Here is a 24,199-nt window from a genome sequence, read left to right as displayed (position 1 = left end):
CTTACGGGAGCGAGCCGGCGTTCCGGTGTTTACGGGAGCGAGCCGACGCGAGGGGCGGCGCGGGGCGCTTCGTCCGCGCGGCCTTCGGGGGTGTCGAGCTCCTGGTGCGAGGTCTCGGGAAGGAGAGCCACGGCGAGGACGGCGAGGCCGTAGGCGCTCCCCGCGAACAGGCCGATGCTGGTGCCCATCCCGAGCCGGTCGCTGAGGAAGCCGACGAAGGCGGGGAAGGCCGCCGCGACGATGCGGCCGAAGTTGTAGCAGAAGCCCTGCCCGGTGCCCCGGATCCCGGTCGGGTACAGCTCGGCGAAGAGCGATCCGAGCCCGGCGGGGATCCCGGCGGAGAAGAAGCCGAGCGGGATGCCGAGGAAGAACATCTGGGTGTCGCTGACCGGCAGGAACAGATAGATCACGACCGAGGCCAGGCACAGCACCGCGAAGCACATGATGTTCTTCCGGCGGCCGATCCGGTCGGCCAGGACTCCCGAGGTGAGATAGCCGAGGAACGAGGCGGCGATGAACACCGCCAGATAGCCGCTGGTCTCCAGCACCGACAGGCCGTGCGTGGTGCGCAGGTAGGTCGGCAGGAAGGTGGTCAGCGCGTAGTAGCCGCCGTGGCTGCCGAGGCCCAGCAGCGCGCCGAGGAGCGTGACCCGCAGCAGGTCCGGCTTGAAGATCCGCAGCAGTGATGCCCGGTTCCCGGCCTTCGCGGCCCGCTGCCGGTAGAGGGGCGGGTCGGTGACGTTGCGGCGGATCATGATGACCAGGACGGCGGGCAGCGCGCCGAGCCAGAACATCGACCGCCAGGCCCACTCCTCCGGGAACAGGCTGAACAGGACGGTGTACGTCGCCAGGGCGAGGCCCCAGCCCAGCGCCCATCCGCTCTGGACGGCCCCCAGCGCCCGGCCGCGGTGGCGGGTCCCCATGTACTCGCCGACCAGCACGGCTCCCGCCGCCCATTCGCCACCGAACCCGAAGCCCTGGACGCAGCGCAACGCCATCAGCTGGGAGTAGTCGGCGGTGAAGCCGATGAGGACCGTGGCGACCGAGTACACCAGGATCGTCCACTGCAGCACCCGCACGCGCCCGTAGCGGTCCGAGGCCCAGCCCGCGAGCCAGCCGCCGACGGCGGTGAAGACGAGCGTGACGGAGGCCAGGGTGCCCGCGGCCCCGGTGCTCAGATGCCAGGCGGCCAGCAGCGTCGGCAGGACGAGCCCGAACATCTGGGCGTCGGCGGCTTCGAGCGTCCAGCCGCCGAAGGCGGCCCAGAAGGCTCGCTTCTGTGGCGTGTCGGTGTCCCGGTACCAGGCAAACATGGGGCGGCTCTCTTCGTGGTGCGGGAGGCGTGAGCGGGAAGCGGGCTCAGCCGGTGGGGAGCGGGCTCAGCGGATGTCGATGCGGTAGCGGAAGCTGTGCGCGGACCCCCGCGAGCGGCGGTACTCCAGCGGCCTGCCGTCATGGGAGCGGGCGACCCGTTCGACCACGGCCACCGGCTCGGAGCGCCCGCGTCCGAGCAGCAGCGCGTCGGCCGCGCCGGCCGCCTCGATGGTCAGCTCCTCCGTGGCGGCCGCGACGATCTGCCCGCAGTGGCGTTCGTACGTCGGATACAGCAGGTCGCCGAGGCCGTCGGCGCCGATGCGCTCCAGCGGCTCGAACAGGGGAAGCGGCAGCCAGATGTCCTCGACGAGGACGGGCTGCTCGTCGTAGAGCCGCAGCCGGTGGAGATGCAGCACCTCGCTGCCGGGGGCGATCTGGAGGGCGGCCGCGATGGCGGGCGTGCTCACCTGCCGGGCGGCGGAGAGGATGCGGCTCCGCGGAAAGCCGCTCCCGGCGGCCCCGAACCGGAAGAAGCGGAAGAGGGAGGCGTCCAGCGACGCCCTCCGGAGATACGTCCCGGTCCCCTGGCGCCGCTCCAGCAGCCCCTCGTCCACGAGGTCCCGGAAGACCCGCCGCATGGTCCCCAGGGACACCCCGTAGTACGCGACCAGGGCGGACTCGGCGGGCAGCGGCTCGTCGGGCGACCACTCCCCCGAGCGGACGCGCTCGGCGACCACCTCCCGGAGCCGGGCGTGCAGCGGCAGACGGGGGTCGGTCCGGGCGAGGGCGGCCGCTCCCGGGCTCTCCGGCGTGGCCGGGCCCTCGGGCGTGGACGGGATGGAGTGCATGGCGAGAAAGCATGGTCCGGATTCCTACTGACGTCTAGTCCTTCATAGGACTATTCTTCGGTGGGTGACGTTCACCGAGCCGCAGCCGCCGCCCGCCGCCTTCGACACCCACGCCCACGTCTTCACGCGCGGTCTGCGGCTGGCGGACGAGCGGCGGTACAGCCCGGACTACGACGCCACGCCGGAGACCTACCTGTCGCTGCTGGACGCGTACGGCCTCGCGGCCGGGGTACTGGTGCAGCCGAGCTTCCTCGGCACGGACAACTCCTACCTGCTGGACGCCCTCGGCAAGGCGCCGGAGCGGCTCCGCGGCGTGGCCGTCGTCGACCACCGGACGCCGGGGGAAGAGCTCGACCGGCTCGCGGAGGCGGGCGTGTGCGGGATCCGCCTCAATCTGATCGGCCGTCCGGTGCCCCCGCTGGGCGGGCGGTCCTGGCAGCGGCTGGCCCGCGAACTCGCGGCGCGCGGACTCCACATGGAGGTGCAGGCGCGGCAGCGGCAATGGGAGGAGCTGGAACCATGGCTGCTCCGCTGGCCCGGCGCGGTGGTCGTCGACCATCTGGGGCTCCCGGCGTCCGCCTCGCTCTCCCACCCCGGCTCCGACGCGCTCGCCCGGCTGCTCGCCGCGCCGCAGGTGTGGGTGAAGGCGGCGGCACCGTACCGTTCGGCGCCGCAGGCGGCCACGGCGATGCTGCGCCGACTGCTGGACACCGGAGGGGTCGAGCGGCTGGTGTGGGGCAGCGACTGGCCCTGGACCCGCCATGAGGAAGGCCGCTCCTACCCCGCCACCCTGTCCTGGCTCACGGCGCGGCTGAGCGCCGCCGAAACCCGGCGCGTCCTGTGCGCCAACCCGGCCCGGCTGTTCGCCTGGACGCCTTCCGCAGCGGCAGCGAAACCTACGGCCGCACCGCGCGCGTAGGCTCGCCGCATGAGCAGCGAGACGACGCACCGGCCCCTCGTCGCGATCCTCAGCGGGGCGGGCATCTCGACGGATTCCGGCATCCCCGACTACCGCGGCCCGCAGGGGCTGTGGCGGCGCGACCCGGACGCCGAGAAGCTCGTGACGTACGACTACTACATGACCGACCCGGACATCCGGCGCCGCTCCTGGCAGATGCGCCGGGAGAGCAAGGCGCTGCACGCCCGCCCGAACGGCGCGCACGAGGCCGTGGCGCGGCTGGAGCGGTCGGGGGTCCCGGTGCGCGTGATCACGCAGAACGTGGACGGGCTGCACCAGCTGGCCGGGATGCCCGAGCGCAAGGTGCTCGAACTGCACGGCACCGCGCGCGTCGTGCAGTGCACCCACTGCGAGGAGCGCTCCGGGATGGACGAGGCGCTGGAGCGGGTCGCGGCGGGCGAGGCGGACCCGGCATGCCGGGAGTGCGGCGGGATCCTGAAGTCGGCGACGGTGATGTTCGGTCAGGGGCTCGACCCGGAGGTGCTGACCGAGGCGGTCGCGGTGGCGCGGGCGTGCCAGGTGTTCATCGCGGTCGGCACCAGCCTCCAGGTGCAGCCCGCGGCGTCGCTCGCCGGGATGGCCGCCGAGAGCGGCGCCCGGCTGATCATCGTCAACGCCGAGCCGACGCCGTACGACGCGCTCGCGGACGAGGTCGTCCGCGAGCCCATCGGTACGGCGCTGCCCGCGCTGCTGGAGCGGATCGCCACCGAGGACGGCTGACGCCCGGAGGATCAGCGGCTCTCGAAGTCCAGCAGCCGCCGCTTGCGGTCTAGCCCGCCGCCGTAGCCGGTGAGGCTGCCGGTGGAGCCGACGACGCGGTGGCAGGGGACGATGATGCCGACCGGGTTCTTGCCGTTGGCCAGGCCCACGGCGCGGGAGGCGGTGGGCTTCCCGATGTGGTCGGCGAGCTGGCCGTACGTCCACGTCTCGCCGTACGGGATGCGGCGCAGCGCGTCCCAGACGCGGCGCTGGAAGGGCGTGCCGTCGAGGTGGAGCGGCAGGTCGAAGTCGGTCAGCTCGCCCGCGAAGTAGGCGCCGAGCTGGCGGACGGCCGCGGCGAAGGGGGCCTCGTCGGGGTCGCCGGGGACGCCGAAGGTCTCCTCGGGCGGGCGGTGGCGCTGTCCGGTCATGTAGAGGCCGGACAGTTCGGCGCCGGTGGCCACCAGGGTGAGCGGGCCGTACGGGCTGTCGACGACGGTGTGGGTGCGGTTCACGGGGGGATTCTCCTGGTTCTGGCGGGCCCGGCGCGGGCGGTTCACGCGGGCAGGCGGTTGATGGCGTGGCCGCCGTCGAGGGCCCAGAGGTACTGGACGGCGTACGCGCGCCAGGGCCGCCACCTCGCGGAGTGCCGGGTCAGCGCGCCGGGCGTGGCGGGCAGCCCCAGGTCGGCGGCGGCCTTGCGGACACCGAGGTCGGTGGCGAGGAACGCGTCCGGGTCGCCGAGCCCGCGCATCGCGATGACCTCGACGGTCCAGGGCCCGAGCCCGGGCAGGGCGGTCAGCCCGGCCCGGGCCGCGTCCCAGTCGCTGCCGACGCCGAGCGCGATCCGCCCCTCGGCGAGCGCGTCGATCAGCCCGGTGAGCGTGGCGCGGCGGGTGCGCGGCATGGCCAGCGCCTCGGGGTCGAGACCGGCCAGGGCGCGGGCGGTCGGGAAGAGGTGGGTGAGCCCGCCGCCCGGGTCGGCGACGGGGTCGCCGTGCGCGGTCACCAGCCGCGCCGCGAGGGTGCGGGCGGCGGCCGTGGACACCTGCTGCCCGAGGACCGCGCGCACCGCGAACTCCTCCGCGTCCGCCGACCGCGGCACCCGCCGCCCCGGCGCCTTGTCGACCAGCGGTTCCAGCTGGTGGTCGGTGCGCAGCAGGTCGTCCACGGCGGCCGGGTCGGCGTCCAGGTCGAGCAGCCGACGGCAGCGGCTGATCGCCCCGGACAGGTCCCGCAGATCGGCCAGGGACAGCTGGCAGGCGATGTGGTCGGGGCGCGGGCTGAGGGCGACGACCCCGGGCCCGTACGGCAGCCGCAGGGTCCGCCGGTACGCCCCGTCGCGCCACTCCTCCACCCCGGGTACGGCGGTGGCGGCGAGGTGGCCGAAGAGGTTGTCCGGGCACAGCGGCGCCCGGAACGGCAGCCGCAGCGTCAGCGCCCCCGGCACGGCGGGCCGGGGCCCGCTCCCGGCGCGCTGCCGCAGCTCGGTCGGGGAGAGCGCGAAGACCTCCCGTACGGTCTCGTTGAACGCGCGGATGCTGGCGAACCCGGCCGCGAACGCGATGTCGGCCATCGGCAGCCCGCTGGTCTCGATCAGCAGCCGCGCGGTCTGCGCCCGCTGCGCCCGGGCGAGGGCGAGCGGCCCGGCGCCCAGTTCGGCCAGCAGCTGCCGCTCGATCTGCCGGGTGCTGTAGCCGAGCCGGTCGGCCAGCCCCGGCACCCCCTCCCGGTCGACCACCCCGTCGGCGATCAGCCGCATGGCGCGGGCCACGAGATCGGCCCGCTCGTTCCACTGCGGCGACCCGGGTGCCGCGTCGGGGCGGCACCGCTTGCAGGCCCGGAACCCGGCCTGCTGGGCCGCCGCGGCGCTCGGGTAGAACCGCATGTTCTCGGGCTTCGGACCGACGACCGGGCAGCTCGGACGGCAGTAGATGCGGGTGGTGACGACGGCGATGAAGAACCATCCGTCGAAGCGGGCGTCCTTGGCCCGCGCGGCCCTCAGGCACCGGTCGGTATCGGTGTACATGGCTCCAGCATCGGCCACCGCGCGCCCCCGGGCTCGCGGGAATCCGACATCGACGTCGGCGCCCGGCCCGCCGCGCGCGACCGGCGCCCCCATCCGGGGATTTTGCGACGGAACAGCAGACCGGAGCCCTGATGATCGGCATGATGAAGAGGTGACGGAACACCGAGAGATACCGCTGGCAGACGGCACCTCCGTACGGCTGGAACTCGCCCCCGTGGGAGACCCCTCGCTCGCGGACGCCTACGGAGGCGTGGGCGGGGTCGGCGGCGTGACCCCGGTGGGGCGCGCGACGCGGGCCGCGGCGGCGCTCGCCGACGCCGGTCTCGGCGTCGTACTGCAGGGGCTGGGCCCGGTGCTCCAGGACGTGCACGACGCGGTGCGCTCGGCGCCCCATCCGCCGCAGGAGTTCACCGTCCAGTTCGGGGTGCAGGTGGGCCAGGACCTCAAGCTCGGCATCGTGGGGGCGAACGGGAACGCCAGCCTCACCATTTCGGCCACCTGGCGGCCCGACGAGACACCACCGCGACAGCCGCCCGTGCCCGATCCCGCGGGCTGACGCCATGGGCTGGTTCCACCCCCGCGGGTCCGCGCCGCGGCCCGCCGTGTCGATCCTGGCCAAGGACGACGGAAGACCCGCGGGCGCCGGGGTGCTGCTGCCCCGCCAGCACCTGCTGACCTGTGCCCACGTGGTCAACAGCGCCCTCGGCAAGGACATGCTGGCCCCTGATCACCCGGGGGCGGTCACGGTCTCGGTGCGGATCCAGGGACCGGAGCACACCGTCGAGGCCGACGCCGAGCTGACGGCCTGGATCCCGCCCCGGAGGGACGACGGGGGCCTCGGCGCCTTCGAGTGGAACGGCGACCTCGCCGTACTCCGGCTGGCCGGAGCGCTGCCGCCCGTGTTCGAGCCGCCGCGCTGGCACCCCATGGCCCGGCGGCAGTCCGTCCGCGCCTGGCACGGCAGCGGCGAGCCCGGGGTCTTCGCCGACGCCGAAGTGAGCGAATGCGACGGCCGGTTCGGCTACTTCGACGGGGCCGAGCGCACCCTCGACGTCGAACCCGCCTACAGCGGCGGCCCGCTGTGGTCGCACGAGGAGAGCGCAGTCGTGGGGCTCGTGACGGCGAAGCTGCGCGTGCGGGGCGAGCTGCGGCGCGCCTGGGGCATCCCCTGGCAGCGCGTGACGCGGGAGCTGCGGCACGCCGGAGTGGACCACCTCCTCCCCCGGCCCGACGAGGACGTGACCGACCACCCGGTCTACCCGGAGCTGGCCGCCCTGCTGGACGGGCCGCTGTCCCTGTCCGAGGGCTGGGTGCGGTGCTGCCGCGCCGTCGCCCGCCAGTGCGGCCTGGGCCACCGCGAGGACGGCGCGCCGTCCGCCGACGAGTTCGCCCGGCTGCTGCTCACCCGGGGGCGCGCCCTCCCCGCGCTGGTCGAGGCGGTGCGCCCGACAGCGGAGCCGGTCGCCGACGAACTCCTCGCCCTGGGGCGCCGGTACGGGCTGCCGAAGCTGCTCACACCGGGTGAGTACGAGCGGCTGCTGCGGCAGCTGCGCGCCCTGCCCGCGGCCTCGGCCGCCGGTGTCCCCGGGGCCGTACGGGCGGCGCTGTCGCTGGCGGCCGCCCTGCCCGGCGCGCTCCTGGCCGGGTTCGGCGGCGGCCCCTCGGGCGACGACGGTCCCTCGGGCGACGACGGCATGGGGCCCTTCGAAGCGCTGATCGCCCATCTGGAGGGGCTGTACGGCGACAGCGCGCCGACCGACGACGGCCGCCCGGCCGTCCCCGGACTGCTGCGCGCCGTGGAGTTCGTGGCCGCGGGCTGCTGCGCGACGGCGGAGGAGCGCGCCGGGCTGTGGCAGTGGAACGCGGCCGTGGCCCGCCGTCTAGGCGTCCACGACGCGGCGTTGAGGGATCGCCGCCACGACGCCAAGCTGTGGGCCCGGGGCGCGTCCCGGGGCTCGGCGCCGCCCCGGGTGGTGGCGAAGCTGTCGTCCTGCGGGACCGCGCCGGTGCCGGACGGGGAAGAGCGCTACCGGCTGCGGCTGTGGTGCGACGACGGGGGCGGGCTGCGCCAGGCGTCGGACGACAGCGAGCGGCCGCGCAGCGCGGAGGAGGCGGCCCAGGAGATTCTGGACGCGGTCGGCTCGCTGCGCCGGCCGGATCCGGCGGGCCCGCGCTTCGTCATCGAACTGATCGTGGACCGGGACGCGTTGGAGGTGCCCGCCGACGCGTGGAAACCGGCCGGGGCCAAGGCGCTGCTGCCGCTTCCGCTCGGCGCGCCGTATCCGCTGGTCGTCAACTGCCCCGAGCTGCGGGAGCTGAACGGCGAGGCGATGCTGGACCAGTGGCGGGAGCGCTGGGCCCGGCTGGAGTCCGAGGAGCCCGTGCACATCGACGACGCCACGGCCCCCGACCCGGAGGCGGTGTGCGGGCTGCTGATGGAGCGGCTGACCGCCCATGTCACGGTCGACGTCGCGGCCGAGCGGCGGGCTGGGGTGGTGCAGATGTGCCTCGCGGCGGGCGTTCCGGTGGTCCTGTGGGACCGCAGCGGGCAGCCGGGGTCACCGGCCGTGCGGCACGCGACCGGGACGCGGGCGCGCGAACTGCCCGAGGCGATACGGACCTACCGCACCAAGACCCTCCAGAAACCGGCCGAGTACACCGGGCGGCCGGTCCTCGCCTGGGCCGACCCCGGGCGGGCGCTCCCCCGGCTCGACCTCGTGGACCCCACGGAGTGACGCGCGATGTCCGCGGACGCGGACGCGGACCGAAAGGAAGGTTCCCCGATGAACGCACGGGAACAGCACGGCCGGCGGCTGTTCCGGGGGGACGGCGTACCCCGGCAGGTGGAGATGCCGCCCGCCCCGCCGTGGCGCCGCTTCGGCAGCGGTACGGGTGACGGGGAGCACGATTCCGCGGGCCGGCCGTCGCCGTATCTGATCTCGCCCGAGCACGCGGACGTGGTCGACGCGGCCCTGCGGCTGCGCCGCCCGCTGCTCGTCACCGGCAGCCCGGGCACCGGCAAGTCGTCCCTCGCGCGGGCGGTCGCGCACGAAATGGGCCTGGGCGAGGTGCTGCGCTGGCCCGTCAACAGCCGCTCCACCGTGCAGGACGCGCTCTACCGTTACGACGCGATCGGGCGGCTGCGCGAGACGACCCTGATGCGGGACCGCGGCGAGGCCGAACCGGACATCGGCACGTTCGTACGGCTCGGCCCGCTCGGCACCGCGCTGGTGCCGGGCGAACGGCCCCGGGTGCTGCTCGTCGACGAACTCGACAAGGGCGATGTCGACCTGCCGAACGACCTGCTGACGGTGTTCGAGGAGGGCGAGTTCGAGATCCCCGAGCTGGCCCGGCTGCCGGAGGAGCAGTCGGAGGTGGAGGTGCTCACCGAGCGGCCGGGCGAACGGGCGGCGGTACGGCGGGGACGGCTGGCGTGCGAAGAGTTCCCCGTCGTGGTGATCACCAGCAACGGCGAGCGCGACTTCCCGCCCGCCTTCCTGCGCCGCTGCGTACGCCTGGAGCTGCCCACGCCCGACGAGGAGCGGCTGCGGGCGATCGTCACCGCGCATCTGGGGGAAGAGGCGCTGGAAGAGGTCGATCAGCTGCTGGAGGTCTTTCTGCGGCGGCGCTCGGCGCGCGAACTGGCCACCGATCAGCTGCTGAACGCCGTGTTCCTGCGGTCGGGCGGGGTGGACGTGACGGCGCAGGGGCTGCTGGAAGCGGTGCTGCACCGGCTGGGCGGGGCGGTGTGACCCATGGCCCAAGGGGGCGCGGAGCGTTTGGAGCGGCTTGACGAGGCCATCACGGTCCTCGCGTCCGGGGGCGTGTACATGTCCCGGGAAGAGCTGCTCGACGCCCTCTGGCTGGCCGGGCGGCTGCCCGAGAGCGACGCGGCGGGGGCGCCCCTGGAGCGCGCGGTGGCGCGCGACGGGGCGACCTTGCCCGACGTACGCCCCGCGCCCGCGCGTCCCGCCACCGCGGCCGCCCCGGAAGCCCCCGTCGCCCCCGTGGAACCGCCCGGCCCGGCCCGGCAGGCCGAGCGGGAGCGGGAAGCGCCGGAGGAACGTCCGTCCGCACACCCTGGCCAGGACCCGCCGGGCCCCCGCCCCGCCGACCGCCCGCCGCACGGCCTCTACGGCGGCGGCCACACCCCCGGCGGGCCCGGTACGGACGCCGAACGGCCCGGCGCGCGGCGCGGGCTGCCGCTGCGGGTGCCCGAGGACAAGGCGCTCCATCAGGAGCTCTCCATCGGCCGCGCCCTGCGCCCGCTCAAACAGCACCGGCCCAATCCGCTCAAGCGGGAGTTCGACGAGGTCGCCACCGCGGCGGCGCTCGCCGAGACCGGTCTGCCCGACGTGGTCACCCGCCCCGCCCGCGAGCGCTGGCTCGACCTCGCGCTCGTCGTGGACGACGGCACGTCGATGCTGCTGTGGCGGCGGCTGGCCGTCGAGCTGCGCACGGTGCTGCAGCGCTCGGGCGCCTTCCGCGTCGTACGGGTGCTCGGCCTGCACAGCCGCGGCGGCGGCGCCCCCACGCTGCGCACCCGGCCCTACGACCCGGACGCGCCCCACCTCCCCACGACGGCGCTGTCGGACCCGTCCGGGCACACGCTGGTGCTGGTGGTGAGCGACGGGGTGGGCTCGGCGTGGCGCGACGGGCGGATGGGCCAGGTGCTGGCGCGCTGGGCGGGGGTGGGGCCCACCGCGGTCGTGCACGCCCTGCCGCCCCGGCTGTGGGACAGCTCCGGGATCCGTACGCGGCGCTGGCAGGTGCGGACCCGGCGGCCCGGCTCCGCCAACACCGACTGGGCGGTCGCCGACCCGGTGCTGCCCGCCGCCCTGGCCCGGTTCGACGGGGTGCCCGTGCCCGTACTGGAACCGGAGGCCGGGCCGCTGGCCGACTGGGCGCGGCTGATCGCCTCCGCGAGCAGCACGGCCGTCCTGCCGCTGCTCGCGCCGCCACGCGGCGCTCCCGCGACCGCCCGCCCGGCCACGGCCCCTTCCTCGTCCCCGGCCGACGAGCTGGGCCGGGTCCAGCTCTTCCGGGACGCGGCGTCCCCGGAGGCGTACCGCCTGGCGGCCCATCTGTCCGCGGTCGCCCCGCTGCCGGTGCCGGTGATGCGGATGGTGCAGAAGGCGGTGGACGGACGGTCCGACACCGGGCGGCTGGCCGAGGTGTTCCTCGGCGGGCTGATGCGCCCGGTCGCACCGCCCGCCTCGGCGGGCCCTGACCCGCTGCCGCCCGAACACCGGCCCTTCGCCTTCACCGAGGCCGCCCAGCAGGCGCTGCTGGGCGCGGTGCCGCTGACCGAACTGGTCGCGACCAGCCGGACGATCGGCCGACGGCTGGAGGAACTGGCGGGCCGCTCCCCCGACTTCCCGGCCTGGCTCGCCCATACGGCGGGCAGCGACCGCCTCCCGCCCGGCGCCCTGCCCTTCAGCACGGTGGAACGACGGCTCGCGGCCCGGCTGGGGGCGCCGCCGCTGTCCTCGGCGCTCGCGACCGGCCAGGCGGCGCAGCAGTGGCGCCGCCTCGAGGCCCGCGATCCGGAGACGATCGGTCCGTACCGGCTGCTGCGGGCCGGTCCGCCGGGGCTGCGCGTCGCGCGCTACCTGGGCCGGGACGCATACGGCGAGGAGGCCGTCGTCAGCCTCGTCCACCCCGAGCATCAGCCCTACGGCGCCGCGATGCTGGGCGTACAGGCGGAGGCGCTGCGCCGGATGGACGGACGCCATGCGTGCGCGCTGCTGCGTGTGGGGCTGGACGACGATCCGCCGTGGATCGCGGAGGAGCCGTTCGTCGCGGACCGGCTGGACGACCTCCTCCTGTCGAGCAAGGTGAAGTGGGACGCGCACACTGCCCTCCGGATCGCCCGGCGGGTCGCGGACGCCGTGCGGGTGTGCGCCGCGGAGGGAATGGTGCACGGCGACCTCACCACCAGCATCGTGCACCTCGCCGGTGAGGACGCCATCCTGAGCGGCTGGTCCTCGGCCTGCGTCGACGGCGTGCCGTCCGCCGACTCGTACGGCCGGGTCCCGCCGACCCCCGAGGACAACGTCGCGGCGCTGGGCGACATCCTGCTGCGTCTCGGTGGCAGCGGCCGCACGCATCGCCCCCGCGTGGACGACTACGACATGCCGCGCTGGGACGGCGCCGCCTGGGAGCCGGTCCGCGCCTTGGTGATGGCCTGCCTGGCGAGGCAGGACCGCCCCACCGCGCACGAGGTCTGGCAGTTCCTCGACGACTTCCGGCCGGAGACGGCACCACCGGGGTCGGCACCACCGGAGTCGGCACCACCGGAGTCGGCACCACCGGAGTCGGCGTCCTCCGCCCGGGAGGGGGAGGCCGAACCGGAAGGCGGCCAGCCGTCGTTCCCGGGGTACGAGATCCTCCGCAGGCTCGGCGGCAGCGGCGGTTACGGCGTCTATCTGGCCCGTCGGGAGCGCACCACCAAGAAGGTGGTGATCCGCAGCGCCCCGGGCGCCAAGCGGGAACTGCTGGCCGAGATGGAGGCGCTGCGGCGGATGTTCGGGCACTACGCGCCGCACTGTTCCGGCGACGCGACCCATCTCGTCCCGCCCTGGATCGTCACGGAGTACGTCTGCCTCCCCGACGGCTCCCCGGCCCCGCCGCTGTCCTCGTTCCTGACCGGGGACGCACCCCGACTGGACGCCGTGCACGCCGCCACCATCGGCCTGCGCCTCGCCGAGGCGGTGAACATGTGCGCGCTGAAGGGCATCGTGCTGAAGCAGCTGACGGCGGACGACGTGCTCGTCGTCGGCCGCACGGTGAAGCTGACCGGCTGGGCGGACGTGGCCATCGACGACACCCGCCGGACCAGAGCGGACAACGTCCACGCCCTGGGGGTGATTCTCCGTGCCATGGCCGACGAACAGCCGACCCCTTCGATTTTCGCGGACGAACAGCTGTGGCGCGACCCCCAGCTGCTCTCGATCATCGGCGCCTGCCTCAGCGAACGCCCGGACCGGCGCCCGACCGCGGGCCAGGTGGCGGACGTCTTCGTACGGTGTCTGCCGGCCGCGTCGGCGTTCGGCCACGAGACGCCGTACGACGTCGAGTCCACGGACGCCCAACTCCCGGACACACCCGCCCCCGGCCCTCAGGTACCGCTTCCGGAACAGCCCGCGCCCACCCGCGACACCGCACGCCCCCGCCGTCTGACATCCCGCTTCCGCTTCGGTTTCGGCGGAAAGGCCGAGCGGCAGCGCAGACTCGACCTCATCCGTACGCCGCTGACGTCCACCCACCACATCGCCGTGGCCCGCCCGGTGGGTGCCGGGCACACCACGACGGCGGTCGTGCTCGGTTCGATCCTCGCGAGCGAACGCGCGGACAAGATCCTCCTGTTCGACGCGAGCACGCTGGCCGTCAACATGAGCCACACCACACGGACGCCGTCCGGGCTGGAGATCCGCGTGGAGACCTCCAGTTCGGGCGCCCCCACGTTCCCGGCCACCGACGAGGCGCACCGCCGCTACGCGGTCGTCCTCACCGACTTCGGTACGTCCCTCGGCACCGGACGGAGAAACCGGGGAAACTTCGACGCCGCCGACCAGCTGTTGATCGTCACCACCACATCCGCCGAGCACCGGTGGACCGCGCACGAGATCCTGGACAAGCTGGAGAGAGACGGCCACACGGAGCTGGTACGCCAGGCCGTCACCGTGATCAACAAGTCGTCCGAGACCGAGGCCACCGGCATGGACGACCTGGCGGAGGGGTTCCGGGCCCGCTGCCGTGGCGTGGTGGTCGTACCGTACGACAGCCACCTGGCCGTCGAGGGCGAGATCGACCTCGACCGGCTCGCGCCCAAGACCCTCGACGCCTACCTCGACCTCGCGGCGCTGGTCGCGGAGGGGTTCCCCGGGGCCGCGCGATAGCGCTCCCGGGGAGGGCCTATCCTCTACGCCATGTCGTCCGCCGATCTGATCCGCATCGTCTCCCGTTCCTCGCCCATGGCCCTCGCCCAGGTCGAACGGGTCCGCACCGAGCTGGCCGCGCTGCGGCCCGGTATCCGTACGGAGGTCGTGCCGGTCACCACCTCCGGCGACCGGTGGATGGGCGATCTGTCGAAGCTGGGCGGGAAGGGCGCGTTCACCAAGGAGGTGGACGCCGCGCTGCTGGCGGGCGAGGCGGATCTCGCGGTGCACTGCATCAAGGACGTGCCCGCCGACCGGCCGCTGCCCGCGGGCACGGTCTTCGCGGCGTACCTCAAGCGGGACGACATCCGGGACGCCATGATCCACCCGGAGGGGCTGACGCTGGACCAGATGCCGGAGGGCACCCGGATCGGCACCTCGTCGGTGCGGCGCGTCGCCCAACTGGCCGTCACTCACCCGCATGTGACGTGCGTGCCGATGCGCGGCAACGCCAACCGGCGGCTGGAGAAGCTGGCGGCGGGCGACTGCGACGCGCTGATGCTGGCCGTCTCGGGGCTGGAGCGGATCGACCGCACGGACGTGATCAGCGAGATCCTTCCCGTCGACACGATGTGCCCGCCCATCGGCGCCGGAGTGCTGGGGCTGCAGTGCCGGGAGGACGACACCACCACGATCGAGGCGGTCGCCGGGCTCGGCGACACCGAGGTGTGGAAGGAAATCACCGCCGAGCGGATGCTGCTGCATGTGCTCCAGGGGCACTGCAACTCCCCCATCGCGGGCTACGCCAAGGCCGAGCGCGACGGGCGGCTGTCGCTGCGCGCCCGGGTCTTCAGCCCGGACGGCAAGACGGTGCTGGACGCGCACGAGTGGGCGGGCCCGCTGGACCCGGCGACCCTGGGCACGTCGGTCGCGGTGGCCCTGCTGCGGCAGGGTGCGCGCGACGTCATCGACAGCATCCCCCACTAACTCCCGTACGGGTTCGCGGCCAGCAGGTCCGTGCCCAGCGGGGTGGGCGTGTGCAGGACCGTGTTGCGGTCGCGTACGGAGGCGAGCAGGCCCGCGTCGCGCAGGATGCGGGCGTGCTCGCTGGCGGTGGCCGGGGTGACGCCGGTGCGCCGGGCAGGTTCGCTCGTGGTGCAGCCGCCCTCGACCGCCCGCAGCACGGCGGCGCGCCCCCGGCCCCGCAGGGATCCGAGGGTGCTCCGGCCGGTCGGCCGCTCCGCCTGTGGTGACCACCAGGCGGGGCCGCGCCGCACGGGGTAGACCAGCACGGGCGGGAGCGCGGGGTCGGCCAGGGTGATCGGGTTCCGCCAGCAGAACACCGAGGGGATCAGCAGCAGCCCCCGCCCGCCCAGGCGCAGATCCCGGTCGAGCGGATAGTCCGCCTCCAGCACCGGGGAACGCCAGGTAAGCGTCGGCCCGAGGCCGGACAGCAGCGCCTCGGTGCCCCCGGTGAGCAGGGCCCGGGCCCGGAGCGCGCGGTCGGCCTCGGCCTGGGCGCGTATCGCCGTCCAGCAGGGGGCGAGCGCGGCGTCGAAGTACCCCTTCAGCGCCCGCCCGAGGGTGCGCAGCATGTCCGGTTCGCCGTCGGCGAGCGGGCGCAGCCACGGGGGCGCCGAGCGCAGCAGGCCGATCTCCCGCCGCAGCGACCGGCGCGGGGTGGACAGTACGGCCTCGATGCCTTCGGTGAGACCGCCGGCGGCCTCACGCGGGTTGAGGAAGTCGGGGAACCGGCCCTGCGGCGGGGCCAGGGTGCGGACCAGGCGTACGGAGCCCGGCGGCAGCCGGTGCAGCCGGGGCCGGGCGTGCAGGCGCCACGGGTCGAAGACGGCCCGGCCCTGGGCGGTGCCGAGGAGGTTGGCGCTGAGCACCGTCTCCCACAGCGGGTCGGGCCCGGCCGCGACGGTGTGGTTCTCAGCAGATCCTCGCGCGTGAAGTGCAGACGCAACACAGCGGCCTCCCCCGGTACTCCGTGCGGCGGTCCGTCCCCATGGTGCGGGGGCTGGGTGAAGTGGCCATGCCACGACACACCCGGAGAGTCATCTGATTGACCGAATTTCGTCACTTTACGATCTGGCCTGGTTATTTAGGCACACACCGAAGGTCATGGCGGTACGAGGCACAACTGGGCAGCCTTGGAGGCGCTTTCCAGACACTCGTGACCCATCCGACCTCCGGGAGGAAGACGGACATGACCTCGACGACGGACCGGGCCGAACAGGGCCCCCGCCGACGCGCCCTGCGACGCACACTCTTGGGCGCCGCCCTCGCGTTCGGCATCGCGGCCCTCACCCCGCTCACGGCCGAGGCCGCGCCCGGGCAGAGCGTGAGCTACGGCAATCTGCCCAACGAGGGCAAGTACCCCGAGCAGACCGCCTGCTCGGGCCGCTACACCCAGCCCAATGTGCCCGGCGGGGCGACGAAGACGGCGGTCTACCAGGGGCGCACCATCACCCTCAAGTACTTCTACAACTCCGGCTGCGGCTCGTTCGCCCGCATCGAGAACGCCCCGCAGGGCTGCGCGGCGCACAGCAACCGGCTCGTGGGCTCCTCGATCGTGTGGGTGCTGGAGACGGTCGACCCGGGCATCGACTACGCCTACACCAAGGTGATCAACAACCTCGACGGCCGCCAGAGCAGGGCCGTCCTGATCTGCAACAACCAGACCCTGGCGGCAACCGCCTGGTACTAGAAGTGAACATCGGTGGACCCGCCTCCGGGCGGGTCCCCGTCACCGGCCCCGCAGCCGCCGCCACACCGCGCGGGCCGCGTGGTGGCCCGACATGCCGTGGACGCCGGGGCCCGGCGGGGTGGCGGAGGAGCAGAGGAAGACCGCGGGGTGGGGCGTGGCGTACGGGACGCGGGCGAGCCGGGGGCGGATGACGGCCTGAAGGCCCTCGAAGGCGCCGCAGGCGATGTCGCCGTCGATGTAGTTGGCGTTGCGGGCGGCGAGGTCGGGGGGACCGGCGACCGCCCGCGCCAGCACCAGGTCGCGGAAGCCGGGGGCGAAGCGGTCGAGCTGGCGCTCGATGGCGTCGGTGAGGTCGCCCGTCCAGCCGCTGGGGGCGTGGCCGTACACCCAGAACGTGTGCTTGCCCTCGGGGGCGCGGGCCGGGTCGACCAGGCTGGGCTGAGCGGAGATCAGGAAGGGGACCTCCGGGGCGTGGCCGTCGAAGGCGGAGCGCAGGGCGGTGCCGATCTCGCCCGCGCTCGGGCCGATGTGGACGGTTCCGGCGCGGCGCGCCTCCGGCGCGGTCCACGGCATCGGGCCGTCCAGCGCGTAGTCGATCTTGAAGGCGGAGGGCCCGTAGCGGTAGCCGCGGTACGCGTTGCCCAGCCCGGCGATCCGGGCCAGGGCGCGCGGTGAGGTGTCGAAGATGTACGCGCGGGCCGGGGGCAGCTCGTCGAGCCGCTTGACCGGCACGCCGGTGTGGATGACCCCGCCGTGCTCGCGCAGGTACGAGCCGAGCGCGTCCGCGATCGACTGCGAGCCGCCGCGCGGGATCGGCCAGCCGACCTCATGGGCGGCGATCGCGAAGAGGAGGGCCGGACCCGCGGTGGCCGGGGCGCTGGTGGGCGCGATGGTGTGACCGGCGAGCCCGGCGAGGAGGGCCCGCGCCTTCTCGCCGCGGAAGCGGCGGCTGAGCAGCGAGACCGGCAGGACGGCGTTGAGCCCGAAGCGGGCCCAGGTCAGCGGGTCGCGCGGGACGCCGTCCCACTGGGCGCGCAGCACATCGGGGGCGAACGTCGCCCAGTTGCCCAGGTACGGCGCGACCAGGCGGCGGTACGCGCCCGCGTCGCGCGGGCCGAGCGACCGGGCGGTCTCGCCGACCGCGCGGGCCAGCACCGCGGCGCTGCCGTCCGGGAAGGGGTGGGCGAGCGGCAGCTCGGGGTGGAGCCACTCCAGTCCGTGGCGGCCGAGCGGCATCCGGTCGAAGGCCGGGGAGCCGATGGCGAGGGGGTGCACGGCGGAGCAGGGGTCGTGCCGGAAGCCGGGCAGGGTCAGCTCTTCGGTGCGGGAGCCGCCGCCGATCCCCTCGGCGGCCTCGAAGATCTCCACCGCGCAGCCGCGGCGGGCGAGTTCGACCGCCGCGGTCAGCCCGTTCGGCCCGGCACCCACCACTACCGCGTCGAGCATCGACGGCACGTCGACCTCCTCGTCGTTGAGGACCGGCCCTCCAGGACCGGCGGAGCACTCAGCCGGCGGCGGCCAGCAGGCCCAGGATATGCCGTACGGTCGCCTCGTTCCGCGCCGCCGTGAAGGGAAGCGCGTTGCCTCCGGCGATACGGAACGGCTCGTCCGCGAGCGTCGCGCTCGCCCCGCCCGCCTCGGCGACGAGCAGCAGCCCGGCGGCGTGATCCCAGGCGTTCTCCCACGTGAAGGCGATCGCGTCGAGGTGGCCGCGGGCGATGTTCAGATACTCCAGACCGGCCGAGCCGCAGGGGCGCGGCTCCACGCCCTCCGTCCGCAGCCCGGACAGGGCGCGCTTCTCCAGGTCGGTGGTGAAGTCGTAGTGGGATATGGCGACTTCGAGGGGCTTGCCCGGCTCGGGGGCACCGGCCCGGAGCGGCTCGCCGTTGAGCACCGCGCCCCCGCCGCGGCGGGCGACGGCCATCAGGTCCTGGGCGGGCGCGTAGGTCCAGGAGGCGAGGAGTTCGCCGTGGTGGGCGAGGGCGACGAGGGTCGAGAAGCCCGGCTCGCCGTGGACGAACTGCCGGGTGCCGTCCACCGGGTCGACGATCCATACGGGCGCGTCGCCGCCGAGGTTCTTGAGCACGGTGGGATCGGCGTGCACGCCCTCCTCGCCGACCACAACCGACCCGGGCAGCAGCGCGGTGAGCGAGGCGGTGAGGTGCTCCTCGGCCTGCCGGTCCGCGGTGGTCACCAGGTCGTGCGGGCCCTTCTTCTCCACAATCTCGTGGGCGGCGAGCTGCCGGTAGCGCGGCATGATCTCCGCGGCGGCCGCCGAGCGCACCGCCTGCTCCACCTCGGAGAGACCACTGGCAAGAAAGTCATCGAACATGTGGTCATCGAATCACGTGCCGCCGACATGAGGTGACCGGATCCCGGCCCGAGGGTGGCATCAACGTGAACGCCTCCAATGCTTGCGCAACCCATTGACACCTGGCTGAAACACGACCTACTTTTCGAGCACCATAATTCACTAGTGAATAAATATTCACTCCAAGGACGTTCAGATGCTCAGCACAGACCCAGCCGGCGCAGCACGGTTCCGGGAGCGCCGCCACCGCATCGCCGACGAAGCCCCGGACGCACAGGTCCGCCAGCTCCAGCTGCTGGCCGCCGAGGTGCGCCGGAGCGTGGTGCACATGATCGACAAGGCGCAGCTCGGCCACATCGGCGGCGACCTGTCGGTGACCGACATCCTCGTCACCCTCTTCGGGCGGGTGCTCGACGTGGATCCCGCTCAGCCCCGCAGGCCCGACCGCGACCGGTTCATCCTCAGCAAGGGACACTGCGCGGCCTCCCTGTACGCCACGCTCGCGCACTGCGGCTACTTCCCGCTCTCCGAGCTGTCCACTTTCATGGCTCCGCTCTCCGCGCTCAACGGCCATCCGAACCGGACCAAGGTCCCGGGCGTCGAGACCAACACCGGACCGCTGGGCCACGGCTTCCCCGTCGCGGTCGGCTGCGCCCTGGCCGCCAGGCTCGCGGGCCGCTCGTACCGCACGTACGTCGTCCTCGGCGACGGCGAGCTGCAGGAGGGCAGCAACTGGGAGGCCGCCATGACCGCCGCCCACTACGACCTGGGCTCCCTCACCGCGATCGTCGACCGCAACCGCCTCCAGCAGGGCGACCGCACCGAGGAGACCAAGCGGCTGGAGCCGCTGGCGGAGAAGTGGACCAGCTTCGGCTGGGAGGCCCGCGAGGTGGACGGGCACGACCACGCCGCACTGCTGACCGCACTGCGCCCCTCCCCCTCCGGCAGACCGGTCGCGGTAATCGCGCGGACCGTCAAGGGCAAGGGCGTCTCGTTCATCGAGGACCGGGTCGAGTGGCACCACAAGGTGCCCGACGCCGGACAGGTGCGCACCGCACTGGAGGAGCTGACCCGATGACCGCCGGACTCATACCCGAGAACGCCGAGAGCGCCGCCCGGACCTACGACTGCCGCCAGGCTTTCGCCGAGGAACTGATCGCCCTGGCCGCCGAGGACCCGCGCATCGTCGCCGTCTGCAACGACTCGGTGGGATCGAGCAACCTGGTGCGCTTCCGGGAGCTGTACCCCGAGCGCCTGATCAACGTCGGCATCGCCGAGCAGGATCTCGTCGGCGTGGGGGCCGGGCTGGCCAACGGCGGGCTCATCCCCTTCGTCAGCGCGGCGGGTCCGTTCCTCACCGGCCGGGCCACCGAGCAGATCAAGACAGACGCCGCCTACAACGGGCTGCCCGTCGTCCTGTGCGGCCAGAGCCCCGGCATGGCGTACGGGGAGCTGGGGCCGACGCACCACTCGATCGAGGACCTGTCGTGGATGCGGGCCATCGCGGACCTGGCCGTCGCGGTCCCGGCCGACCCGGCCCAGACGCGCGCCGCCGTGCGCTGGGCCGCCGCCCACGACGGCCCGGTCTATCTGCGCATCCCCCGGTTCAAGATCCCCGCCGTCACCCCGGAGGACGCGCCGTTCCACCCCGGGCGCTCCCTCCAGCTGACCGACGGGGACGACGTCACGGTGATGGCCGTCGGCACGATGGTTTCCCGGGCGCTCACCGCCGCCGAGACGCTGCGCGCCGAGGGCATCGGCGTCCGCGTGCTGAACATGACGTTCGTCGAACCGATGGACATCGACGCGGTGCTGCGCGCCGCCCGCGAGACCCGCGGCATCGTCACCGCCGAGGAGGCCACCACCACGGGCGGGCTCGGCGCTGCGGTGGCCAGCCTCGTCGCCCAGAACCGCCCGGTGCCCATGCGGATCCTGGGGGTGCCCCGGCGGTTCGCGCCCACCGGCAGCGCCTCCTTCCTGCTGGAACACTTCGGACTGACCGCCGACGGCATCGCCGTCGCCGTCCGGGAGCTGCTGTCCCATGAGCACCGCTGAACCGCTCGTCCTCGCCATCGACCAGGGCACCAGCGCGACCAAGGCGGTCCTGGTCGACCGGGGCGGAGCCATCGTCGCGCGCGGCTCGGTCCCGCTGGAGCTGTCCACCCCCGCCCCCGGGTGGGTGGAACAGTCGGCGGAGGAGATCTGGACCGGCTGCGGGCGGGCCGTCGCCGACTGCCTCACCGGCCAGGACGTCTCCCGCGTCGCCGCCATCGGCCTGAGCACCCAGCGCGAGTCGCTGCTGCTCTGGGACCGGGCGACCGGGGAACCGCTGAGTCCGCTGGTGAGCTGGCTGGACAAGCGCACCGCGGGCGATCCGGCGCTGCTGCGGGCCGTGCCCCGCGCGGAGCTGGTCCACGAGATCAGCGGACTGCCGCTGGACCCGATGTTCTCGGCGCCCAAGGCCGCCTGGCTGCTGGACCGGTACGACCCCGACCGCCGCCGCGCCCGCGCGGGCGAGCTGTGCCTGGGCACGGTCGACTCCTGGCTGCTGTTCAAGCTCGGCGGCGCCCATCTCATCGAGGTCGGCAACGCGGCGCGCACCCAGCTGCTCGATGTCCGCCGCTGCGCCTGGGACCGGCGGCTGACCCAGCTCTTCGACGTACCGCCAGAGGTGCTGCCCCAGGTCGTACCGTCCCAGGGCCCGTTCCCCAGCACCCGCGGGCTGGCGCCGCTGCCCGACGGGGTGCCGGTCACCTCGGTGCTCGGCGACTCCCACGCGGCGCTGTTCGCCCACGCGGGCTGGGTGCCGGGGACGGTCAAGGCGACGTACGGCACCGGGTCGTCGGTGATGGCGGTGGTCCCCTCCGCGGCCCGGGTCTCCTCCGGGCTGTGCCTGACCGTCGCCTGGCAGACCGGCTCCACCCCGACCTGGGCGGTGGAGGGGAACGTCCGCTCCACCGGCGCCACCGTCAACTGGCTGGCGGGCGTGCTCGGCCGCGGCCCCGCGGAACTGGCGGAGCTGGCCGCCGACAGCAGCGAGGGCGTGGTCGTCGTCCCCGCCTTCGGCGGGCTGGGCGCCCCCTGGTGGGACGAGAACGCGGTGGGGCTGATCAGCGGGCTCACGCTCGGCACCCAGGCCGGGCACCTCGCGCGGGCCGCGCTGGAGTCGATCGCGTTCCAGGTCGAGGACGTGGTGGCGGCGGTCGAGCGGGAGACGGGCCCGGTCACCCGGCTGCTCGCGGACGGCGGGCCGACCGGCAACCCGGTGCTGATGCGGCTCCAGGCCGACACCAGCGGGCGGCTGGTCGAACGGGCCCTGGCCCGCGACCTGTCGGCCCTCGGCGCCGCCCATCTCGCGGGGCTGACCCGCGGGGTGTGGAACCGGGCCGCCCTGGAACGGCTGGACCGGCCCCGGGAGAGCTACGCGCCGACCGACGACGAGCCCACCCGGGCCCGCAGGCTCGCGCACTGGCACACCGCGGTACGCCGCGCCCGCCTCCAGCACGCCCCGGCACCCGCGCCCCCACGGACCGCCACCACCACCGCCGCACCGCCACGAACCCCCGAACCCTCGGCCGTCAAAGGAGCGTCATGACAGCGCGATACGCGGGACAGGGCGTCGTCGTCACCGGGGCCGCGCGCGGCATCGGCCTGGGGATCGCCGCCCGGTTCGCCGGGGAGGGCGCCGATGTCCTGCTGGTGGACGCGGCCGACTCCGTCGAGGACGCCGCCCGGGAGCTGGCCGCCGACAGCGGCACCCGGACCCTCGGCGTCAAGGCGGACGTCACCTCACCCGAGGACGTGGCCCGCGCCTTCGCGCTCGCCGAGTCCACCTGGGGACGGCTGGACGTCCTGGTCAACAACGCGGGCGTCATCACCATCAGCAGGCTCGAAGACCTCACCCTCGACGACTGGCAGAAGGTCCTCGCCGTCAACACCACCGGCACCTTCCTGTGCGCCCAGGCCGCCGCGGCGGCCATGCGACGGCACGGAGGCGGCGGACGCATCCTCAACGCGGCCTCGGGACAGGCGCGGCAGGGCTTCCTCTACACACCGCACTACGCGGCCAGCAAGTTCGGGGTGGTCGGCCTCACCCAGTCCCTGGCCAAGGAGCTGGCCGGGGACCGGATCACGGTCAACGCCTACTGCCCCGGGATCGTCGGCAGCGAGATGTGGGACTACAACGACCGCGCGTGGGGCCGGCTCCTCGGCGACTACGCACCCGGGGAACTGATGGCCGAGTGGATCGCGGGAATCCCCCTCGGCCGCGCCGGAACCCATAACGACATCGCCAATCTGCTGCTCTTCCTCGCTTCTCCCGAGGCGGAGTACATCACCGGCCAGACGATCAACGTCGACGGCGGGATGTTCATGAACTAGCTCCGACGACGTCGGAGAACCCTCGGAGGTTTCGATGAGCACGACCGGCAGCGCCGCAACGGCTGTTGACACACCACCACCCCCCTCGGACGCCCGCCGCCTCCGGCTGCCGTCCTGGGTGACGGGCGTCCTCACCGGATCGCGCGGCCCCGCCCTCGGCCTGCTCGCCATGTGCGTCGTCTTCTTCATCGCGACGCCGTACTTCCTCACCCAGAGCAACCTGCTCAACATCGTCGACCAGACCGCCGTCCTCGGTCTGCTCGCGCTCGGTATGACCGCGGTCATCGTGATGGGCGGCATCGACCTGTCGGTCGGCGCGACGCTTGCCCTCGCCACCATGGTGGTCGGCTGGCTCTCGCACGACCAGGGATGGCCGCTGTGGCTGAGCGCGCTGGCCGCGATCGGCGTCGCGGGCGGCTGCGGGCTCGCCAACGGGCTGGGCATCACCTACACCAAGCTGCCGCCGTTCATCGCCACGCTGGCCATGATGTCGATCGCCCGCGGCCTGGCCAACGTCATCACCGACGGACAGCAGATCGTCGGGTTCCCCGACTGGTTCGACAACCTGTCCACCACCCGGTACCTCGGCGTCTTCACGGTGTGCACCGCCGTGCTCGCCGCGCTGTACGTGGCGGGGTGGGCGTATATGCGCTACCGGAGCGGGGGCCGCGCCCTGTACGCGATCGGCGGCAGCGCCGAGGTCGCCCGGCTCGCCGGGATCAACGTCAAGAGGCGGACCGTGCTCGTCTACACCGTGACCGGTGTGCTGGCGGGACTGGCCGGAGTCTTCCTGACGATGCGCCTGGACTCCTCCCAGCCGAGCGCGGGCACCGGCTACGAACTCGACACCATCGCCGCCGTGGTGATCGGCGGTGCCAGCCTCAGCGGCGGCGTCGGCTCGATCACCGGAACCCTCTTCGGCGTGCTGATCATCGGGGTGCTGCGCAACGGCCTCAATCTGCTGGGAGTCTCGCCGTTCATCCAGCAGATCGTCATCGGCCTGGTCATCGCGCTGGCCGTCATGCTCGACGTCCTCCGCCGACGCGAGGCGCGCTGACCCCCTCCCC

The 24,199-nt window shown here is 73.9% G+C and carries 20 protein-coding genes; 13 read left to right on the top strand and 7 right to left on the bottom strand.

Annotated features, from left to right (window positions below):
* Window positions 1-29 precede the first annotated feature (29 nt).
* Window positions 30-1,313: an MFS transporter gene (locus tag ACZ59A_RS19950; protein WP_470960399.1), complete on the bottom strand. Its 1,284-nt coding sequence runs from the start codon at window positions 1,311-1,313 to the stop codon at window positions 30-32.
* Between the two features lie 66 nt (window positions 1,314-1,379).
* A complete protein-coding gene (locus ACZ59A_RS19945) occupies window positions 1,380-2,162 on the bottom strand; it encodes a GntR family transcriptional regulator (protein ID WP_470960397.1) in 783 nt (260 codons plus the stop codon).
* A 64-nt stretch (window positions 2,163-2,226) separates the two neighbouring features.
* Between ACZ59A_RS19945 and ACZ59A_RS19940 the strand changes: the two genes are divergently transcribed.
* Both ACZ59A_RS19940 and ACZ59A_RS19935 read left to right on the top strand, forming a co-directional pair.
* On the top strand, window positions 2,227-3,081 hold the full coding sequence (locus ACZ59A_RS19940; protein ID WP_470960395.1) for an amidohydrolase family protein: 855 nt from the start codon (window positions 2,227-2,229) through the stop codon (window positions 3,079-3,081).
* Between the two features lie 9 nt (window positions 3,082-3,090).
* Window positions 3,091-3,840, top strand: coding sequence for an SIR2 family NAD-dependent protein deacylase (locus ACZ59A_RS19935; RefSeq protein ID WP_470960393.1), 750 nt, complete (start codon window positions 3,091-3,093; stop codon window positions 3,838-3,840).
* 11 nt (window positions 3,841-3,851) lie between these two features.
* On the opposite strand, the gene ACZ59A_RS19930 is transcribed toward ACZ59A_RS19935, so the two are convergent.
* Window positions 3,852-4,334: a methylated-DNA--[protein]-cysteine S-methyltransferase gene (locus tag ACZ59A_RS19930; protein ID WP_470960391.1), complete on the bottom strand. Its 483-nt coding sequence runs from the start codon at window positions 4,332-4,334 to the stop codon at window positions 3,852-3,854.
* A gap of 41 nt (window positions 4,335-4,375) precedes the next feature.
* On the bottom strand, window positions 4,376-5,848 hold the full coding sequence (locus ACZ59A_RS19925) for an AlkA N-terminal domain-containing protein (RefSeq protein WP_470960389.1): 1,473 nt from the start codon (window positions 5,846-5,848) through the stop codon (window positions 4,376-4,378).
* Window positions 5,849-5,999: 151 nt separating this feature from the next.
* Here ACZ59A_RS19925 and ACZ59A_RS19920 point away from each other — a divergent pair, with 151 nt between their 5' ends.
* The 5 genes from ACZ59A_RS19920 to hemC are packed head-to-tail and all read left to right on the top strand — an operon-like array spanning window position 6,000 to window position 14,715.
* The gene (locus ACZ59A_RS19920; RefSeq protein ID WP_470960387.1) at window positions 6,000-6,404 is read left to right on the top strand and encodes a CU044_2847 family protein; all 405 of its coding nucleotides are present in this window, start codon (window positions 6,000-6,002) and stop codon (window positions 6,402-6,404) included.
* A 4-nt stretch (window positions 6,405-6,408) separates the two neighbouring features.
* On the top strand, window positions 6,409-8,583 hold the full coding sequence (locus ACZ59A_RS19915; protein WP_470960385.1) for a VMAP-C domain-containing protein: 2,175 nt from the start codon (window positions 6,409-6,411) through the stop codon (window positions 8,581-8,583).
* A gap of 48 nt (window positions 8,584-8,631) precedes the next feature.
* The gene (locus ACZ59A_RS19910) at window positions 8,632-9,600 is read left to right on the top strand and encodes an AAA family ATPase (protein WP_470960383.1); all 969 of its coding nucleotides are present in this window, start codon (window positions 8,632-8,634) and stop codon (window positions 9,598-9,600) included.
* Window positions 9,601-9,627: 27 nt separating this feature from the next.
* Entirely contained in the window at window positions 9,628-13,749 is a 4,122-nt protein-coding gene (locus tag ACZ59A_RS19905) for an SAV_2336 N-terminal domain-related protein (RefSeq protein WP_470960381.1), read from the top strand.
* Between the two features lie 30 nt (window positions 13,750-13,779).
* Window positions 13,780-14,715 carry a hydroxymethylbilane synthase gene (hemC, locus tag ACZ59A_RS19900; RefSeq protein WP_468047286.1) on the top strand — a complete coding sequence of 312 codons (936 nt, stop codon included), beginning with the start codon at window positions 13,780-13,782 and terminating at the stop codon, window positions 14,713-14,715.
* On the opposite strand, the gene ACZ59A_RS19895 is transcribed toward hemC, so the two are convergent.
* Window positions 14,712-15,620 (bottom strand): winged helix-turn-helix domain-containing protein, encoded by a 909-nt coding sequence (locus ACZ59A_RS19895; RefSeq protein ID WP_470960379.1) that lies wholly within the window; start codon window positions 15,618-15,620, stop codon window positions 14,712-14,714. The two genes, hemC and ACZ59A_RS19895, sit on opposite strands and share 4 nt — an antisense overlap.
* Window positions 15,621-15,940: 320 nt before the next feature.
* Here ACZ59A_RS19895 and ACZ59A_RS19890 point away from each other — a divergent pair, with 320 nt between their 5' ends.
* Window positions 15,941-16,441 carry a hypothetical protein gene (locus tag ACZ59A_RS19890; RefSeq protein WP_470960377.1) on the top strand — a complete coding sequence of 167 codons (501 nt, stop codon included), beginning with the start codon at window positions 15,941-15,943 and terminating at the stop codon, window positions 16,439-16,441.
* A gap of 39 nt (window positions 16,442-16,480) precedes the next feature.
* Here ACZ59A_RS19890 and ACZ59A_RS19885 read toward each other — a convergent pair whose 3' ends face one another.
* Window positions 16,481-17,887 carry a phytoene desaturase family protein gene (locus ACZ59A_RS19885; RefSeq protein WP_470960635.1) on the bottom strand — a complete coding sequence of 469 codons (1,407 nt, stop codon included), beginning with the start codon at window positions 17,885-17,887 and terminating at the stop codon, window positions 16,481-16,483.
* Between the two features lie 58 nt (window positions 17,888-17,945).
* Window positions 17,946-18,773, bottom strand: coding sequence for an inositol monophosphatase family protein (locus tag ACZ59A_RS19880; protein WP_470960375.1), 828 nt, complete (start codon window positions 18,771-18,773; stop codon window positions 17,946-17,948).
* 175 nt (window positions 18,774-18,948) lie between these two features.
* On the opposite strand from ACZ59A_RS19880, the gene ACZ59A_RS19875 reads away from it, so the two are divergent.
* From ACZ59A_RS19875 to ACZ59A_RS19855, 5 genes are read left to right on the top strand one after another with little or no spacing between them, the layout of a single operon-like run.
* A complete protein-coding gene (locus ACZ59A_RS19875) occupies window positions 18,949-19,830 on the top strand; it encodes a transketolase (protein ID WP_470960373.1) in 882 nt (293 codons plus the stop codon).
* Window positions 19,827-20,807, top strand: a complete 981-nt coding sequence (locus ACZ59A_RS19870) for a transketolase family protein (RefSeq protein ID WP_470960371.1) — start codon at window positions 19,827-19,829, stop codon at window positions 20,805-20,807. Before ACZ59A_RS19875 ends, ACZ59A_RS19870 begins: the two co-directional genes overlap by 4 nt.
* Window positions 20,794-22,347 (top strand): FGGY family carbohydrate kinase, encoded by a 1,554-nt coding sequence (locus ACZ59A_RS19865; protein ID WP_470960369.1) that lies wholly within the window; start codon window positions 20,794-20,796, stop codon window positions 22,345-22,347. The genes ACZ59A_RS19870 and ACZ59A_RS19865 overlap by 14 nt, the downstream gene beginning before the upstream one ends.
* Window positions 22,344-23,132 carry an SDR family oxidoreductase gene (locus tag ACZ59A_RS19860; protein WP_470960367.1) on the top strand — a complete coding sequence of 263 codons (789 nt, stop codon included), beginning with the start codon at window positions 22,344-22,346 and terminating at the stop codon, window positions 23,130-23,132. Before ACZ59A_RS19865 ends, ACZ59A_RS19860 begins: the two co-directional genes overlap by 4 nt.
* A 34-nt stretch (window positions 23,133-23,166) precedes the next feature.
* Entirely contained in the window at window positions 23,167-24,189 is a 1,023-nt protein-coding gene (locus tag ACZ59A_RS19855) for an ABC transporter permease (RefSeq protein WP_470960365.1), read from the top strand.
* Window positions 24,190-24,199 lie beyond the last annotated feature (10 nt).

It is taken from the genome of Streptomyces sp. NPDC040405 (genome assembly GCF_055595765.1).
Note: the sequence above shows the minus strand (reverse complement) of the source record. Positions and strands in the feature narration are given on the sequence as shown.